The sequence below is a fragment of the Corynebacterium sp. p3-SID1761 genome (assembly GCF_055862885.1).
Map to the genome: position 1 here is coordinate 23,354 of NZ_JBSQBJ010000013.1, position 17,520 is coordinate 40,873.

Consider the following 17,520-nt stretch of genomic DNA (forward strand, 5'->3'; position numbering starts at 1 on the left):
TCTTCCCCATAGCCTTACGCGCGCCACAGGGTTATCATGTGTTGCATGACGGACGCGGTTTCCACATATGCAGATGACCTAACCCTGGCGCTTTCGCTTGCCGACGCAGCCGATGCGATCACCATGGCGCGCTTCGAGGCCAACGATCTCAGCGTTGAGTCTAAGCCGGATCTCACCCCTGTCAGCGATGCCGACACCGCCGTGGAGAAGGAGCTGCGCTCTATCATCGCCGCCCACCACCCCGATGACGCCCTGCTGGGTGAAGAGTTCGGCGGCGACGTCACCTTCGCTGGTCGGCAATGGGTCATCGACCCCATCGACGGCACCAAGAACTTCGTCCGCGGGGTACCCGTATGGGCCACGCTGATCAGTCTGCTCGTGGATGGCAAGCCCGTCGTGGGCGTGGTCTCCGCTCCTGCATTGGGTCGGCGTTGGTGGGCAGCCGAAGGCGCTGGGGCGTGGAGACTTTTCAATACTCCAGCCAGCGCAAGCATCGAGGCTGGTACTACTGAGGGCGGAATCCCCTCGGCAGGCGCGCGACAACTTGAAGTATCGAAAGTCGGCCAGGTCGAGGATTCCTCGATCGCCATTTCTTCACTGTCCGGGTGGGCACAATGTGGCAAGCGCGAACAGCTGATCAGCCTCACGGATTCCGCGTGGCGCCTCCGTGGCTACGGTGACTTCTGGTCCTACATGCTGGTCGCCGAAGGAGCGGTGGATATCGCGGCGGAGCCGGAGGTGAGCCTCTGGGATCTGGCCGCACTAGTGCCGATCATTACGGAAGCCGGCGGGCGATTCACTGCCCTCAACGGCGAGGACGGTCCGCACGGCGGATCCGCCGTCGCGACGAACGGCCTGCTGCACGAGGCCACTCTTCAAGCGCTGTCCTAGACCTCTCTAGATCTCTACACGTCGAGTGCCAGGTACACGGTCTCCAGGTACTCCTCGATACCCTCAAACCCACCTTCGCGCCCCAGACCGGACTGCTTCACGCCACCGAAGGGCGCAGAAGCATCCGACAGGGCACCCCGGTTCACGCCCACCATGCCGGCTTCCATTCGCTCGGCAAAGCGCAGCGTCTTTTTCATATCCTCACCCATGACATAACCCGCCAGTCCAAAGACCGTATCGTTGGCGATCTTTAGCGCCTCATCATCACTGGAGACCCGCTGCACAGCAGCAACGGGGCCAAAGATTTCCTGGTTAGCAATCTCAAACTTGGGCGTCACACCCGTAAGCACCGTGGCGGGGTACCAGAAACCATTCGGATCCAGATCAGGGTGCGTCTCCCCCAGCTTCTCCAATGCCTCATTGCCGCCGAGAGCCACATGCGCACCCTCCTCAACGGCCTTCGCAACCATATCGCGCACGCCATCTCGCTGCTCCTCACTCACGAGCGGCCCCATCGTGGTCTTCGGATCAGTACCCGGCCCCATGACGAACTCGCTCATCTTCTGGACCAACCCAGATTCAAATTCGTCGGCCAAAGACTCGTGGACGATGAAACGGTTAGCAGCCACGCACACCTGCCCTGCCCCACGCATCTTGGCCGCAATAGCCTGCTCCACAGCTTTGTTCACATTTGCATGTTCCAAAACGACGAAAGGTGCGTTACCACCAAGCTCCAGAGATGTACGGATCGTCTTCTTCGCTGCGGTAGCCGCCAGCGTTTGCCCCACCTCAGTGGAGCCGGTGAACGTCAGCTTGCGCAGGCGATCATCGTCCAGCAACGCGGAAACGCGACGAGCCGAAGACGTCGGCAGGACCTGGAACACCCCATCTGGAATACCCGCAATTCGTCCCAGCTCCGCGAAATACAGCATGGTCAATGGCGTGAGCTGAGCAGGCTTGGCAATCACGGTGCATCCCGCAGCCAACGCAGGAGCAAGCTTGCGGGTAACCATCGCCAGTGGGAAGTTCCACGGAGTAATAGCCAATACCGGCCCCACCGGACGGTGGGTAGTCACGATGCGTCCATTGCCTGCGGGCGCAACCCGATACTCGCCGCTAATAGCCGCGGTCCGCTCACTGAACCACCGCAGATACTCCGCAGCGTAAGTCACCTCGCCCTTCGAATCCGGTAGCGCACGTCCCAGCTCCAGAGACTGCAAAGCCGCCAATTGTTCAGCGTGCTCGTTTACCAGGTCGAACAGCCGTCGCAAGATCTCGGAACGCTCCCGAGGTGCAGTTTCGCCCCACTCTGCTTGCACCTCCACAGCCTTTTCCATGGCCTCTCGCGCATCATCCTCTGTTGCCGCCGCGACTTCCGCGAAAGGCTTTCCCGTGGCTGCGTCAAGAACAGAAAAAGTTTCCTCTTCGGATCCAGCGCGCCAGGCTCCACCCAAGAACAACCCCGTGGGCACCTCGAAGGTTTGTCCGGCTGCGCTCAAAGTAGTGCTGAAATCAGATGGAATGGTGAAAGAAGTCATGCCTCCACATATACGCGCCTTCAGCGCCCACTACATTTACGCGCCTTCAGCGCCCACTACATTTACGCGCCTTCGGCTCCAGCCACATTTACGCGCCTTCAGCGCCCACTACGCAGACCACCACGCACCCGCGGCATTTCCACTACCGTGGAAAGTGACATTTGCAGTGATGAAAGGAGCCCGGCAGTGCCCATGCCACAACAACGCGAATCCGCACATAAGACTCGGGAGTGGAAGAAGCTCACCGAATACGCCGACGCAACACGCGGCACCCAACTGCGGGAGCTTTTCACCGAGCAGCCGGGGCGCTCCAGTGACATGACTTATAACGTTGGCCCGCTGCATGTGGATCTGTCGAAGAACCTCATCGATGAGCGTGGTCTGCGACTACTGCTAGACCTGGCTCGCGCGCGTGGCCTGGAAGATCACCGCAGCGCCATGTTCGATGGCGAACACATCAATAGCACCGAGGACCGCGCTGTACTGCACACCGCGCTGCGCATTCCCGTGGATCGGGAGTTCAGTATCCCGGTTGATTCCGAAACAGGCGAGACACAAGACGTGGCCGCCGATGTACACGCCGTGCTGGGCCGCATGCGCGATTTCGCAAAGGCACTGCGCTCTGGCTCGTGGCAGGGTGTCACCGGCCACACCATCAAGCATGTGGTCAACATCGGCATCGGCGGCTCCGATTTGGGCCCGGCAATGGCTGCACAGGCGTTGCGCCCGTACATGACGGCGGGAATTACGCCACACTTCATCTCCAATATTGACCCTGCGGACGTGGCCGGCACCCTCGACGGACTCGATGCAGAATCCACGCTGTTCGTCATTGCCTCCAAGACCTTCACCACGTCCGAGACACTGGCCAACGCCCACGCCGCGCGCCGTTGGCTGCTGCAAAACCTCTCCGATGTTGGGGTTGAGGTCGAGGGAGATGACGCCATCCGCGACATCACTGCCAAGCACTTCGTGGCCGTATCCACCGCTGCAGAGAAGGTCCAGGACTTCGGCATCGACACGAAGAACATGTTTGAGTTCTGGGATTGGGTAGGCGGCCGCTACTCCGTGGACTCCGCGATTGGCCTGTCGCTGATGGCGGCCATTGGCCCACAGGACTTCATGCGATTCTTAGAGGGTTTCCACGAGGTAGATGACCACTTCCGCACCGAGCCGTTGGAGATGAACATTCCGGTACTGATGGGCATGCTCGGTGTGTGGTACACGGACTTCCTGGGAGCACAATCGCATGCCGTGCTGCCGTACTCCGAAGACATGGCGCGCTTCCCCGCGTACCTTCAGCAGCTGACGATGGAGTCCAACGGCAAGTCCGTGCAGCTGGATGGCACTCCGGTGGAGATCCCCTCAGGCGAGATCTATTGGGGTGAGCCCGGCACCAACGGCCAGCACGCTTTCTTCCAGCTGCTGCATCAGGGCACACACCTGGTTCCGGCGGACTTCATCGGCTTTATCAACCCGCACGACGATGCAGTGGCCGCCGACGGAACCACCAGCATGCATGACATGTTGATGTCCAATTTCTTCGCCCAGACTCGTGTACTGGCCTTCGGCAAGAACGCAGAAGAGCTGGAGGAAGAAGGTGTGGCTCCTGAGCTCATCCCGCACAAGGTGATGCCCGGCAACCGCCCGACCACCACCATTCTGGCTAACAAGCTGACCCCGAAGGCACTGGGTGCACTGATTGCACTGTACGAGCACATCGTTTTCGTCCAGGGCGTGATCTGGGGCATCAACAGCTTCGATCAGTGGGGTGTAGAGCTCGGCAAGAAGCAGGCAAACGCACTGCTTCCTGCGGTTACTGGCGCGGAGCGCAGTGACGCCGGCGACTCCTCCACCGACGATTTGATCGCTTACTACCGCCAGCACCGGGTCTAGCGCTAACAAGTGGGATGAGTGATTGGAGACACAGAATTGCTAACACGGAGGCCTGGGGCGTCGATATCTAATACGAACCCCGCTTCCGAGTGGCTTGGAGCGTTGCTTGAAATGCTCTAGGCATTTCTTTCCCCACAAAAAGCGGGGGTTCGCCACTGTCCGAGATTCGCAGTCCTCGCCTTCCCAACAAGGCGGTGCACCGAAATCTGCTAACCCCATCGCGGGATCCCTTAATGGAGTGCCGATGCTCCTGGCTGTCCCCCTTATGATTCCGTGGTTGGCGCTTTATGCAATTTGGGTTGCCCTGCACCCTGGCCAAGGATAAGCACTGTCCTTTCGCCAAGCAGGGCGAGAAGGTCGCGCCCAAAAGTTTAAGCGCAAGAAGATTTAAGCGCGACAAAGGCTCCCCGCCGAAGCGGGGAGCCTTTAAAGTTGCTGCACTACCAGGGGATCAAACGTCCTTAGAACAGACCCTTGGTGGGCTTGTGCATCACGTCAGTGGTGGTGACTTCGCGGGAGTCAACGTTCTGGTCATTAGAGGTGGACTTGTCCTCCTCCAGACGACCGGTCTGCGTGACGGTGATGTAGTTCACCAGGCGGCCCAGCTTGGTCTTGCCGTCGCCGAAGTTCAGGTTAGCCAGCAGCTTGGACTCACCCGGGTTGACCGGGTTGGACAGGGTGACCTCGAAGCTGCGGACAGACTTGGCCTTGTCGAAGCCCAGGTCGCGAGTGTATGCACCGTTGAACCAGCCCGGAGTGATCAGGCGGTCAACACCCTTTGGTCCCTTTTCGGTGTGAACGTCGATGCGGAAGGTGGTAGCCGGGAAGTCCTGGTAGTAGATCTCGGAGCCAACGTTCTTAGCGGAGATGGAAACCAGGCCAGCGAAACCTGCGGACTTGCCAGCAGCAACGTGGATCTCAGGCTGCAGGTCGTACTTCTCGGCCGGAGCCTCAGCTTCCGGCTTCTCGGCAGGCTTCTCAGCCTCTGCCTCTGGCTTCTCAGCCTCTGCCTCTGGCTTCTCAGCCTCTGCTTCTGGCTTCTCAGCGTCAGCGGCCGGAGCCTCTTCTGCTGGAGCTTCAGCGGGCTTCTCAGCCTCATCGGCAGTGACATCGGTTGCTACTACGTCGTTGTTGAAGCCAGGGTCAACGGCGTCTTCTGCGAAAGCGTTGCCAGCGCCTGCGAAGGCGGTGGTCACACCAATAGCGGCAGCGAGGGTCAGGGAAGCTGCATTCTTCTTCATGTGAGGGGGTTCCTTACTTTGTAGAGGTGCGGGTCGAAGCGTTGCGAGAGTTGATGCGAGATGAAGGTATTCAAGCGCTCCGACGCCACGGGAGTTTTAGCGAAGGGGGTTTTAAGCCTCTGCGGCTGCGTCGTCAGCAGGCTTGTCAGCAGCCTCGGAGTCGGCCGGCTTGTTTGCGGCAGCGTCATCGGCTGGCTTGTTGGCGTCGTCAGCTGGCTTCTCGGCCGGCTTGTTAGCCTCTTCAGCTGGCTTGTTGGCGTCGTCAGCTGGCTTCTCGGAAGGCTTCTCCGCATCCTCCGGCTTAGCCGGAACTGCGGAATCAGCCGGGTTGCCGTACAGCTTCATGTTGACCTGGTTCTTCACCGGGGTCAGAGCGGACCACGGGGTCGGGGTGGACCAGGTGCCGTTCGCCTTGCAGAACTGCTGGGTACCGGTCATGTTGATGGTGCGGAAGCCGTAGGTAGCCTCGCCGGTGTGGCCGGCCGGAACGTCGTACGGGCCGATCTTCTGGCCAACATTCCAGCTCAGGGAGTAGGAAGCCTCAGCGCCGATGCTCTTAGCCAGCTCGTAGGCAATTCCGACGCTGCCCTTGCCGCTCTTGGCAGATGCCTCGCCGCCCAGGTTTGCGCTGACCGTCTCGGTGCGGTCGCCCTTGATGCTGATGGTGATGGTCTGGGTCTTGGACAGTTCCTGGGTCAGCGGGATGGTGTTCTTGGACTGGTTGGTAGCAGAGATGGTGCCAGCCGGGGTGAACTTGTCGTCAACCTTGTAGACGACGGTGCGGTAATCCTCACCGGAGTTGCAGACCGGGTGCGGGTTCAGGATGTTGGCCTTGATGTGGTCGCTGCCGTGGGTGGTGTTGACGATCGGCAGGGTGGGGTTCAGCTTCGGGGTTTCCGGGTAGTGCTCTTCCTTGGTGATGGCAGATGCCGGGGATGCGACTGCAGCTGCAACGATGACAGCAGCAGCGGCAGCACTTGCGCCGTTCTTCCACAGGTTCTTCATGTTTTGTGCTCCTCTTGCACGCCCACTGGTCGAAAAATGCGGTCCGACTACAGCCGGTCCGCGTTAGCGAGTGCATTGGTGATGCTGCGATAGTGCACGTCGCTCTACTTCAAAGGGTCTTGCGAGTCTTCGCCCAGGTGGCTTTGTTCGAATCAGGTTAAGGGGTGCCCTCGCCTGGGTGATGCTCGGTATTCGTGAGGACCGCACACCGCTCAGGCTCTGAGTGACGAGATCCAACTTTAGACCCTCGAAGCTTCTCATTGTTCGACAATTTTGCACCGCAGTGCACCACATTCAATCCCAATGTCATCTTGCGTTAACCTCTAGTTAACCGTAGAAAACTTAGCCAACCCTTAAAACGCCTCTCAGGCGCGCCCGAAACGACATTCACTGTTGATGTACCCAATTCGAACTCGATTTCAATTAGCCTCAGGCCGCGACCATATAAAACTCGATCAAACTGTAGCCCCACCCTGTTCCCGCCGAACATTTCTCAAAATATAAGAACCCTCACCCCTTTTTCGAGCAAAACATTTCAACCATCAACCTGCGATTCACCCCATAACCCCCACTTTAGTGAACTTTAGGTAAACTCTTCTCACCAGGCATTTCTTTAATGGACGCGCTACATTTTACCCCAATATGGGGTTATTGCATCTCGCTTCACTACCCCTGCTGGAGCTTCAATCCTCAGTGCCCTTGACAGTTTGGGCACCACCAAATGATGCGCTCCAGCTCGCCTGCATCCAGTTCCGGATCTCCTTCAGCCCAGGGCCCGCCCAACGTCCCCTGCAAAATTGCCGCCCCACACCTCCGGCACGCTTTCCCTGCACGCCCAAACACCCACGTGCTGTACCCTGGCCGGCGATCTCCAGTAAAAACCCGGTGCGGTTCAAGACGGTTGTCCCACATCAATCGTCGCGCCATATCTATAGCCTTGGCGACGCCTTCTTCTCCCACTCTCCCGACTTCCACTTCCGGGTGCATTCCCACGAGGAACATCACCTCAGCGCGATACTCGTTGCCAATTCCTGCAACATTCTTCTGATCCAGCAAAGCAGCCCCCAGGGAGCGCGTGGGCCGTGCCATAATCCGCTCGATTGCCTCATGCCTTCCCACCGTCTCCCACTCATCCGCCAGAATGTCCGGCCCCAAATGCTCCACCACCTGCGGGAAGTCGGCAAAGGGAAAGACCCGCACAAATCCCAGATCGTGCCCTACGATCTCAATCTCTGCCCCTCCCGGATGCTGCGGGCTGAAGCGCAATACAATGCGGGCACTGTAGCCAGGCCGACGCCAGCGTTCACCCGCCCGGTGAATCGCCCATACCCCCTCCATCTTCAGGTGGGTGTGGATCACCCGCTCCCCAATGTGCATGAATAGATGTTTGCCATAGGGCCAGACCCGGTGCACTTCATCCCCATCAAAAGTCTCGGTCGCAAACCGCGGTACACGAATATCCGTGTACCGCACCGTCCGCCCGGTCATCCATTGGAGTCGGTTGGAAAGTTGTAGAACGGAATCACCCTCAGGCACGGATACTCAATCCTTTCGGAGTAAGTCGCGCCCCAGCGGCTACCCAATCCGTCGTATTAATGTCCATCACCGAGGAACCATTGACCTTCTCCACGGTCACAGGACTCAATCGTCCAGCACGGACGGCTTCCCGTAGGACTCGAACCACCAGATCTATTTGCGCTGCGGGAATTGCCGGCGACTCCGATGTGGCGTCATTAAAATCGGGCCGAGCAAAAAACACCACGTTTTTACCTCCGCGAGAGACGTACGCCTCGGCGCGACCTGCCGCAACGATAATCATGGCGCCAGCGGAACGCGTGGGAGCCATCGACTCAGCGCTCGAACTACCTGCCTGCACAGTGCTTAAACGTGGCCACGGCAGCGTGGAACCGTAGGGGTTCGCTGGATCCAGAACTGACAGAAGTTGCGGAGCGGAGGCTTCCGAATTGTTCATTACCTCTCCACCACGCCCATCCTGCGCGCGCCGCAATTGGGAGATCACATCGCGCGGGGCAAACTGCGCACCGCCCAGGCCTTCGACGATATAGCCGCGAAGGACTTCACCGGAATCCTCCCAAGCGCTCAAAGTTCGATAAGCCTCGGCAAAACCACCGGCGGCCTTTTCAGCAACGACGGCTCCGCGTGTCACCACCGCATAGCGGTCGATCCAAGCCTCGGACTGCGCGAGAGCCTTTTCAGCAGCGTCCGGCTTTTCTATGCCTCCGGCACCCGCAGTACCTGTAGCACTCACTGGACTAACGCCCGGTACCGCCGACCAACGCCCTGGCACGGACGAGTGCGCATTCAATGCCTGTCGGGCTGCTCGCGCAAAACCACTGCGCCCCATCCGTACCCGTCGCACCGAGCCACGCCCCTGGTTTCTCCGCGGTGCGCGATGAGCTTGTTTACCGGTGGTTCCGGCTTCCACCAGCCGTGCTCTCAGAGCCGCGAAACTATCGGGAGTAACCAGCCCAGCATCGAAGAGTTCCCACAGCGCCGCGTCCACTTCCGCATGTCCCGCTCCCGTCGCCGACTGCAGCTCAGCTGCCAGAAACGCACCGCCTCGTTGCAGGTGCTCGAGGATCTGCGTGGCCACCATGCCGAGGGTTGTCCCTTCCTTCTTTTCGACGCCGCGTTCCAGCCCTGCATCACCTCCTAGCAGGTACTCGGCCATGCCAGTGGGCATAAAGCTCACCCAGGCATCCTTGGCTCCGGCCTGTCCGGCACCAGTGGTGAGAACCTCCCCGGTGCTGAGCAGCTCATCTAAATCCCCCGGCTGATAGTCCGGAATGCGAGCTGGAAGCACTAGTGTTTCCCATGCACTGGCGGGAATTGGCACCCCGGCAAGTTGTTCGAGCACGCTGAGGAGCTCCTCGCGCTGCATGTGCCCCAACCCATGCCAGTCAGCCAGGAACTGGGCATAGGTCTGCTGAGTTACGGGTTCCAACGCTCCGCGGGCAGCGGCCAAAGTCGCTGAACGCAGACGGCGCAGCATCCCCGTGTCCACGTATTGCATCTCGGACTGGGCATCTGCCTTTGCGCCACTTGGCGAGACGGAACCGGTGGCGTCCTCGAGAAACACAAAGCGCCCCGAGCTCAAGCGACGCTGCTGTGCTCCCCTAGTATTTTGCGTCCATTTCGTAAGCAGTGCATCGGCCGTTGCGCGTCCCAGGCCAAACTCCGCTGCAGCCTCTGAGGCAGTAGTAGGTCCGCGGTTCTTCATCCACCGCAGCAATAATTGGTCAATGGCATTATCCACCTGATCAACCTGCTCAGTGACGATGGCAACTCCCGGTGGAACTGGCACTCCCAGCCCATCGCGCAGCAGCGCCATGTCCTCGACAGCAGCTAATTTGGCCTGCCCGCCGAAGTTGACCTCCATCAGGCGAGTCGGAATCAATTCGAGCAGTTGATTGAGGCTATCCTCCACTGTCCCCGCCCACGGCTCAAGGCGCTCACACACGCCATCGGTGCTCAGCGGGCCGAGCGCACGCAGCATATCCACAGCCTGTTCCACGCTGCCAGCCTTGCGCCCCTCCGCCAGCCACTGAGCGGCGTTCACCACGCGCCGTACCGCAGCCGGGTCTAGGGCCATGCCCTCCTCACGGGTGCCCAGTACTTTGGCAAGCAACGCGGGATCCACGGCCAGGGCTGCGGCCCGTTCTGCAGAATCTCCCTCATAAATAAAGGCGCTGGTATAGGTGAACAACAGCGACTCCGCAAAGGCACTTGGCCCCTCGGTTGTGACCTCCGCCAAACGCACACCACGCTGCCCTAGCCCCGCCACCAAGGTCTTCAAATAATCCAGGTTGTACACGTCGTGTACACACTCCCGCATGGTCTCCACCATCACGGGGAACTCCGGATGCTCGCGGGCAACATCCAACAATTGGGCGGCACGCTGGCGCTGCTGCCACAACGGTTGGCGCTTGCCCGGGTTTCGGCGCGGCAGCAGCAAAGCCCTAGCTGCGCACTCGCGAAAACGCGCGGCAAACAGGGCGGAGGATCCCACTTCTTCCATCACATCCGATAGCGTGGCCTCTGCCCGCTCGGAACCGTCAAAGCCGTGTTCGCCGAGCAAAAGCTCCATTCCCGGAGGTTCCTCGGAATACGGCAGGCGCAGCACCATGCCGTCATCTCCTGCCACTGCCATTGCGTCGATACCTGTGCGGCGGTTCAGCTCTGCACCCAACGCCAGCGCCCAAGGTGCATTCACTCCCCGACCAAACGGCGTGTGCACCACCACGCGCCAATCACCAATGTCATCGCGGAAGCGCTCGATCAGCACGGTGCGTTCATCCGGGATGATTCCAGCAGTTTCCTTCTGTTCCTGGTAGTAGGCATCGAGGTTGGCGCGAGTGTGGGCGTCCACAAAATCGGCAGAACGTATATCCCCTAAAGTGTCAGAACCCCAGGTACGGCGGTTCTCACCGATGGCCATGCCCAGCTCCACCGGGCGGCCTGCGGCATCACCCACCCAAAATGGCAGTCGACCAGTGTGCCCGGCGGCGGGGGCAACGATCACCTGGTCGCGGTTAATTTCCAAAATCCGCCAACTGCTGGCCCCCAGGGTGAACACATCGCCCACACGAGATTCGTAGACCATTTCCTCGTCCAGCTCGCCCACCCGGCGCGCGCCGTCGTTCTCCCCGGCAGCCAGGAAAACCCCGAACATGCCGCGATCCGGGATGGTGCCGCCGCTGGTTACCGCAAGGCGCTGTGAGCCGGGACGGGCTTCCAGGGTGCCAGCCACAGGGTCGTACACCACGCGGGCTTTTAGGTCAGCGAAGTCAGTAGAGGGATAACGCCCGCTGAGCATCTCGACAACCCCATCGAAGGCCTCCCGCGGCAGCGTGGAATAGGGATGAGCGCGGCGTACCACCCGCCACCACTCCTCCACGTCGAGCGCACCTTTTCCGGCACTCGCCTGCACACTTGCAGCCACGGTCTGCTGCGCCAGCACATCTAGCGCATTATGCACCACGTGCAGTGGCTCCAATTCTCCCTTGAGTAGCCGGTCGACGACCACCACCGCAGCCTCAGCGTCCTGCTTGTGCAATGGGTAGATCGTCGCGTGGCTGGTCGCTCCCACGTTGTGCCCGGCGCGACCACAGCGCTGCACTGCCGCAGCCACCGACGGTGGCGCCCCAACCTGCACCACGTGGTCCACCAATCCCATATCGATGCCGAGTTCCAAGGAACTCGTCGCCACCACGCAGCGCAGTTCACCGGACTTCAACGCTGCCTCAATGTCCGCGCGTTCCTCCTTCGACACGGAACCGTGGTGTGCCCGTGCCACGCCTTCACCGCTGATCCCTCGCACTGCGCCGGACTGTGCCATCAACTGTGCTGGGTCGCGCCGTGTTAAAGCCGCCAGTGCATCGGGATCATGTTCTTTCGCCCACTCCTCGTTGAGAGCCCCGGTGAGCCGCTCTGCTGCGCGCCGGGAGTTCACAAACACGAGGGTGGAGCGGTTTTCCATCACCTGCTGGTAGATCGCCTTTTGCACATGCGGCCATACGCTCTTTTGCTGCGGTAGCGCGGATTCTTTGTCCACGCCACTGGCCACCCGTGCGCCCGAGCCATTCTGTGTGCTGCCACCCACGCCCTCGCCAATGAGGCTGGGGCCAAGCAGTGCCTCATCTATGGGGTCTATGGGTTCCTCTTCTGGCTCTTCTGTTGACGCCCCCTCGTCCGCCACCTCATACTTCGCCAACGCGATGTCCTCCGCTGCCGGAGGATCTTGAAAATCCTCCACCACGCTGGTTACCTGCACATCCCACGATTTCGGCTGCTCTGGGTTCACCACCGTTACCGGTCGATCACCGCCGAGGAAACTAGCAGCCTTATCCACGGGATTCACCGTCGCCGATAGTCCGATGCGCTGAACTGCCTGACCCGTCAGCATCTCTAAACGTTCCAATGACAGAGCCAGATGTGTGCCGCGCTTCGTTCCCGCCACGGCATGCACCTCGTCGACGATGACGGTGTCCACATTCGCCAGCGTGGCCGCGGCCTTGCTTGTCAGCATGAGGTACAGAGATTCGGGGGTGGTCACCAAAATCTCCGGTGGATTGCGCAGCAGCTTAGAGCGTTCCGACTGCGGGGTATCTCCGCTGCGCACTCCCACCCGTACGGGCGCTACGGTTTCCCCCATCGCGTCTGCCACGCGCGCAATGCCGGCCAGCGGGGCAGCCAGGTTTCGGCTGACGTCTACGCCCAGTGCTTTCAGCGGGGAAATGTACAGCACCTTGGTGGGACTGGACTTTTCAGGCGTGGGGGCGTCATTAAAAAAAGATCCCCCAGAAAGCTTTGACAGTGACCAGAGAAAAGCCGCTAGAGTTTTACCGGAACCGGTCGGCGCTACAACCAGCGCATTCTGACCTGCGGAGATAGCCTTCCAGGCTTGGGTTTGCACGACCGTCGGCTCGGCGAATACATCCCGGAACCACGCTGCAACGGGGGCATAAAAGGAATCCAGCGGGTCAACAGCCATGTGACCATTTAAACAGACCGCTAAAGTAAGAACTATGACGGCTGAACTCAATGATGCGACGCTGGCCCAGAGACTCGCGCAGGGCACCGGGGAAATCCTCAAAGGCGTAAGAAACGTAGGTCTGCTCCGCGGCACCGAACTCGGGAAAGCGGGCGACGCACTAGCACAGGACTGGATTGCCCGGTCCCTCATCCAGCACCGTCCGAATGATGCGATGTTGTCGGAAGAGGCCGAAGATGACCTCGCGCGCCTGGACAACTCCCGGGTGTGGATTATCGATCCGCTTGATGGCACCCGCGAGTACGCAGGCGGCCGCCAGGACTGGGCCGTGCACATCGCCTTGGCAGAAAACGGCGAGATCGTCGAATCCGCCGTGGGCATGCCGGATCTGGGGCGCGTGTTCAGCAGCGCCGAGGTCCGTGCCGTTCAGGGACAGCGCACTAACCGTCTAGTCATCAGCCAAAACACCACTCCCGCCATTGCAGAGTTCATCGCCGAAGACTTGGGCATGGAGCTGGTCACCATGGGTTCCTGCGGCGCTAAAGCCGTCTCCGTGATCCTGGGAGATAACGACGCTTATGTGCACGCCGGCGGCCAATACGAGTGGGATAACGCCGCTCCTGTGGGCATTGCACAGGCCGCTGGTCTGCACACCTCCCGCTTGGATGGCACCCCGCTGCGTTATAACTGCGAGTCTCCTTACCTGCCGGATCTGGTCATCTCCCGCCCCGACCGAGCCGACGAAATTCTGGCCTCCGCCGCGAAGTTCCACGAGAAGCACGGAGCTTATTCTCTCTAGATGTTTAGCCCCCTTAGCCCTTAAGCTAGGGCGGTATGCTTCCTTTTTCCTTCTTGACGCCCCGCCCGGCCTCCCGCAAAAAACTCCAGCTGGATGCCGATGTGCCAGCCACCTTGCAGGGGCGCTTCGTGCTGGGTGCTCCGGCCAATAACCCGCAGAAGGAGCTTTCGGAAGAGCACCCCTATCCCCTGGTTTTTATCCACGGCACGACGGATAATTCCTTCCGGTGGCAGAAGGCCACGACGTACTTTGCAGCCCGTGGCTACTCTGTGTGGGCCTTTAACTACGGCAAGCCGGAAGTCGGCCGTCCCGCTATACCTGGGGTGTTTGCTGTGAACGATATCGACGAATCCGCCGTAGAGATCGCGGAAACAATCGATTACATCCTGGACGTGACAGGCGCCAGCAAGGTGGATCTAGTGGGACATTCCCAGGGCGGGCTGCACATTAAGAAGTACATTGCAGAACATGGCGGACACGAGAAGGTGCATCGTGCGGTGGGCATTGCCGCGACCTATCACGGCACCACGATGACGGGTATGTCCTCGATCCTGCAGAATCTGGTGGATCGCAACCCGGAGTTTGCGGATCTGGTGGCGGGTAAGGCTGCGGTGCAGCAACTGAACCGTTCAGAGTTGATCCGCAAGCTCAACGAGCTACCAGATACCCACCCAAACGTTACTTATACGAACATCTACACCTCGAAAGATCTTACGGCCACGCCGAATTCGACGTCCCAGCTGGAGTCGGTCGACGGAGCCGATGTTGCCGAGGCGGAGGTCGGCGAGGTCTGCGGGTTGTTGCTACCCCCGGGGCATGCTTCGCTACCTGAAAACGATCACGTCATTGGCCTAGTGGAATGGGGATTGACCCGCGACCAGGGGGATTGCACACCTGTGCACGTGGGTTGTAACGGTGGCCAACGGTGGAAATTAGGCTATCGTTTCTTCTATGACAACTAAGTATCTCGCAGTTGGGCGTATTCGCAGTGCCGCCCGTGCCAGTGTCGCCGCACTGGCTCTCACCCTGACTTCCTCTCTTTTCTCTGCCGCGCTCGCTCCTGCCGCTTTGGCCTCCCCTAGTGATGACGCCGCCGTGCCAGATGGGCTCGTAGGTAAGCATGTGGCAACTACCCCTGTGAACAATGCCCTGTGCGTGCCTTCGCCGGAACATCCGAATCCTGTCGTTTTCATCCACGGCACGTCGGATAACTCCACGCGCTGGCAGAAGGCCGCCAATGCTCTTACGGAGCAGGGCTTTTGCACCTGGGCTTTCAACTATGGAAAGCGTCAGGATAGCAAGCCGAATCTGCTTGGTCTTTATGCCACGGAGGATATCGACGATTCCGCCAAGGAGATCGCATCAACCATCGACTACATCTTGTCTGTCACGGGTGCAGAGAAGGTCGATTTGGTTGGTCACTCTCAGGGCGGACTTCACCTGAAGAAGTACATCGCGGAAAACGGTGGCGGAGAGAAGGTCGACCGTGTGGTCGGCGTAGCTCCGACGTACCACGGCACCACGTTAAATGGCATGGATAAGACGCTGCGCCCGATCATCGAGCGCAACCCAGAACTCGCGGAATCCGTGGCGGGCAAGGCCGGCGTGCAGCAGCTGATCGGCTCGGAGGTAATCAACCGGCTGAACGAGAAGCCGGATACTGACAAGCGCGTGCAGTACACCAACCTGTATTCCTCGGCTGATACCACCGCCACCCCGAACAGCACCTCCCAGCTGAAGTCTGTCGACGGCGCTGACGTGGCCAACGTGGAGATCGGAAAGGCCTGTAACCTTCTGATTCCGCCGGGGCACGCCGCCCTGCCACAGAACAACCAGACCATCGGTCTGATTCTGTGGGGTTTAACACGCAAGGCGGGCGACCATAATCCCACTACCAGCGACTGCGCCAGCCCGACCAGCAAGTCGATACTCAAATCCTGACAGGCTCCGCGCCCCGTGCGTGCCACCTCTGACTGTCCGACGTAGACTATGTGGGACTTTGAATTAGAGCAGGAAAGGCAGGCGGAGCGTCAGTGGATACCCAGCAACAGCCAGGCTCCATCCCCACCCCGTATGAAGATCTGCTCCGGCAGATTTTGGAGACCGGTACTCCCAAGGGAGACCGAACGGGCACCGGCACCACCAGCCTGTTTGGTCGTCAGCTACGCTACGACCTCTCTGCGGGTTTCCCCTTGATCACCACCAAATCGGTGCACATTAAGTCCGTGGTCGGCGAGCTGCTGTGGTTCCTTCGGGGTGATTCCAATGTGCGCTGGCTGCAGGAAAACAGCATCCGCATTTGGAATGAATGGGCGGACGAAAACGGTGACTTGGGTCCGGTTTATGGCGTGCAGTGGCGCAGCTGGCCCACCCCGAACGGCCAGCACATCGATCAGATCTCGGGGGCTTTGAACATGCTTCAGACCAACCCCGACTCCCGCCGCAATATCGTCAGCGCATGGAATGTTTCCGAGCTGGACAACATGGCTCTGCCACCATGCCACCTGTTGTTCCAGCTGTATGTGGCAGACGGCAAGTTGAGCTGCCAGCTGTATCAGCGCAGCGCGGACATGTTCCTGGGCGTACCTTTCAACATCGCGAGCTACTCGCTGTTAACACACATGTTTGCCCAGCAGGCGGGTCTGGAGGTTGGCGAGTTCATCTGGACCGGCGGCGATTGCCACATCTACGACAACCACGTGGAACAGGTAAAGCTGCAGCTTTCGCGCGATCCTCGCCCATATCCGCAGCTACAGCTAAACAAGGCGGCGGATATGTTCTCCTACGACTTCTCCGATATCGAGTTCACCGGTTACGACCCGCACCCGGTAATCAAGGCAAAGGTGGCCGTATAAATGACGACTAACGAAAAGCCCCACCGTCCGACTGGCTATGAGCCCGGAGATTACCCGGATCTCACCGCCGCAGCGGTGAGCTACGCGCTGGAGGCTAAGGGGATTTCCCGCGACCAGGTTGAGATTGGCATGATCTGGGCACAAACCACCGATGGCGTCATTGGTGATGGTGCGGACATGCCATGGTATCTGCCAGAGGACTTGAAGCACTTCAAGAACGCTACAAGTGGCTATCCGGTCGTCATGGGGCGCACCTCCTGGGAAGCACTAGACGATGGCTTCCGTCCACTGCCGGATCGCACGAATTATGTGATCACCCGGCAGGATAACTATGACGCTCCCGGTGGCATTGTCGAACCGTCGATCCCCAGCGCACTGGCCAACGCCGCCGAGCAGATCCTGAACGAGCTGACGGACAGTGCCGACAAAGGCGAGGGCGCTGACGATCGCACCCCTACAGTGTGGGTGCTGGGTGGCGGTCAGGTGTACGCCCAGTGCATGCCCGTGGCCGACCGCATCGTCATCACGGAGATTGATATGGAGGCACCCGAACGCTTCCAGGTGTATGCACCACTGGTTCCGGAAGAGGAATTTGAAGAGTCGGCGCAGGACTGGCAGGAATCGGAAAAGGGCCACCCGGTCGACCAAGAAGTCGATACCGAGCAGCCCTTGCGCTACCGCTTCTGCACTTGGACGCGACGCTAGTCCAGGGCATCAGTTCATTCTTCGCCTGCTTCGCGCGGCTTTTGCTCTTGGGCTTTTGCCGCGCTTTCGCGGATGC

12 protein-coding genes are annotated in these 17,520 nt (G+C 59.9%); 7 read left to right on the top strand and 5 right to left on the bottom strand.

Features of this window, described 5'->3' with window-relative positions:
• Positions 1-45: 45 nt before the first annotated feature.
• On the top strand, positions 46-891 hold the full coding sequence (gene hisN, locus ACWXWJ_RS07410; protein WP_293791926.1) for a histidinol-phosphatase: 846 nt from the start codon (positions 46-48) through the stop codon (positions 889-891).
• Between the two features lie 14 nt (positions 892-905).
• On the opposite strand, the gene ACWXWJ_RS07415 is transcribed toward hisN, so the two are convergent.
• A complete protein-coding gene (locus tag ACWXWJ_RS07415; RefSeq protein WP_293791927.1) occupies positions 906-2,429 on the bottom strand; it encodes an NAD-dependent succinate-semialdehyde dehydrogenase in 1,524 nt (507 codons plus the stop codon).
• Positions 2,430-2,621: 192 nt separating this feature from the next.
• Here ACWXWJ_RS07415 and pgi point away from each other — a divergent pair, with 192 nt between their 5' ends.
• On the top strand, positions 2,622-4,325 hold the full coding sequence (pgi, locus tag ACWXWJ_RS07420) for a glucose-6-phosphate isomerase (protein WP_473964019.1): 1,704 nt from the start codon (positions 2,622-2,624) through the stop codon (positions 4,323-4,325).
• 461 nt (positions 4,326-4,786) lie between these two features.
• On the opposite strand, the gene ACWXWJ_RS07425 is transcribed toward pgi, so the two are convergent.
• The 4 genes from ACWXWJ_RS07425 to ACWXWJ_RS07440 all read right to left on the bottom strand — a co-directional run bounded on the left by ACWXWJ_RS07425 (position 4,787) and on the right by ACWXWJ_RS07440 (position 13,085).
• Positions 4,787-5,566 carry a neuraminidase gene (locus tag ACWXWJ_RS07425; RefSeq protein ID WP_473964020.1) on the bottom strand — a complete coding sequence of 260 codons (780 nt, stop codon included), beginning with the start codon at positions 5,564-5,566 and terminating at the stop codon, positions 4,787-4,789.
• A gap of 111 nt (positions 5,567-5,677) precedes the next feature.
• Complete coding sequence (locus tag ACWXWJ_RS07430) at positions 5,678-6,571, bottom strand: hypothetical protein (protein ID WP_293791931.1); 894 nt, start codon at positions 6,569-6,571, stop codon at positions 5,678-5,680.
• A gap of 690 nt (positions 6,572-7,261) precedes the next feature.
• The gene (locus ACWXWJ_RS07435; RefSeq protein WP_473964021.1) at positions 7,262-8,107 is read right to left on the bottom strand and encodes a DNA-formamidopyrimidine glycosylase family protein; all 846 of its coding nucleotides are present in this window, start codon (positions 8,105-8,107) and stop codon (positions 7,262-7,264) included.
• Positions 8,100-13,085, bottom strand: a complete 4,986-nt coding sequence (locus ACWXWJ_RS07440; protein WP_473964022.1) for a DEAD/DEAH box helicase — start codon at positions 13,083-13,085, stop codon at positions 8,100-8,102. Before ACWXWJ_RS07440 ends, ACWXWJ_RS07435 begins: the two co-directional genes overlap by 8 nt.
• 34 nt (positions 13,086-13,119) lie before the next feature.
• Here ACWXWJ_RS07440 and ACWXWJ_RS07445 point away from each other — a divergent pair, with 34 nt between their 5' ends.
• From ACWXWJ_RS07445 to ACWXWJ_RS07465, 5 genes are all read left to right on the top strand, one after another.
• Complete coding sequence (locus tag ACWXWJ_RS07445; RefSeq protein ID WP_034993066.1) at positions 13,120-13,884, top strand: 3'(2'),5'-bisphosphate nucleotidase CysQ; 765 nt, start codon at positions 13,120-13,122, stop codon at positions 13,882-13,884.
• Between the two features lie 35 nt (positions 13,885-13,919).
• Positions 13,920-14,846 (top strand): alpha/beta fold hydrolase, encoded by a 927-nt coding sequence (locus ACWXWJ_RS07450; protein WP_034993064.1) that lies wholly within the window; start codon positions 13,920-13,922, stop codon positions 14,844-14,846.
• Positions 14,836-15,825 carry a lipase family alpha/beta hydrolase gene (locus ACWXWJ_RS07455; protein WP_473964023.1) on the top strand — a complete coding sequence of 330 codons (990 nt, stop codon included), beginning with the start codon at positions 14,836-14,838 and terminating at the stop codon, positions 15,823-15,825. The genes ACWXWJ_RS07450 and ACWXWJ_RS07455 overlap by 11 nt, the downstream gene beginning before the upstream one ends.
• Positions 15,826-15,917: 92 nt before the next feature.
• Positions 15,918-16,739, top strand: a complete 822-nt coding sequence (locus ACWXWJ_RS07460; RefSeq protein ID WP_473964024.1) for a thymidylate synthase — start codon at positions 15,918-15,920, stop codon at positions 16,737-16,739.
• Positions 16,740-17,444, top strand: coding sequence for a dihydrofolate reductase (locus ACWXWJ_RS07465; RefSeq protein WP_034981157.1), 705 nt, complete (start codon positions 16,740-16,742; stop codon positions 17,442-17,444).
• Positions 17,445-17,520: the final 76 nt, after the last annotated feature.

Coding starts and splice junctions, on each gene's coding strand:
- hisN (WP_293791926.1), top strand. CDS start 46: ATGACGGACGCGGTTTCCACATATGCAGATGACCTAACCCTGGCGCTT.
- ACWXWJ_RS07415 (WP_293791927.1), bottom strand. CDS start 2,429: ATGACTTCTTTCACCATTCCATCTGATTTCAGCACTACTTTGAGCGCA.
- pgi (WP_473964019.1), top strand. CDS start 2,622: ATGCCACAACAACGCGAATCCGCACATAAGACTCGGGAGTGGAAGAAG.
- ACWXWJ_RS07425 (WP_473964020.1), bottom strand. CDS start 5,566: ATGAAGAAGAATGCAGCTTCCCTGACCCTCGCTGCCGCTATTGGTGTG.
- ACWXWJ_RS07430 (WP_293791931.1), bottom strand. CDS start 6,571: ATGAAGAACCTGTGGAAGAACGGCGCAAGTGCTGCCGCTGCTGCTGTC.
- ACWXWJ_RS07440 (WP_473964022.1), bottom strand. CDS start 13,085: ATGGCTGTTGACCCGCTGGATTCCTTTTATGCCCCCGTTGCAGCGTGG.
- ACWXWJ_RS07445 (WP_034993066.1), top strand. CDS start 13,120: ATGACGGCTGAACTCAATGATGCGACGCTGGCCCAGAGACTCGCGCAG.
- ACWXWJ_RS07450 (WP_034993064.1), top strand. CDS start 13,920: ATGCTTCCTTTTTCCTTCTTGACGCCCCGCCCGGCCTCCCGCAAAAAA.
- ACWXWJ_RS07455 (WP_473964023.1), top strand. CDS start 14,836: ATGACAACTAAGTATCTCGCAGTTGGGCGTATTCGCAGTGCCGCCCGT.
- ACWXWJ_RS07465 (WP_034981157.1), top strand. CDS start 16,740: ATGACGACTAACGAAAAGCCCCACCGTCCGACTGGCTATGAGCCCGGA.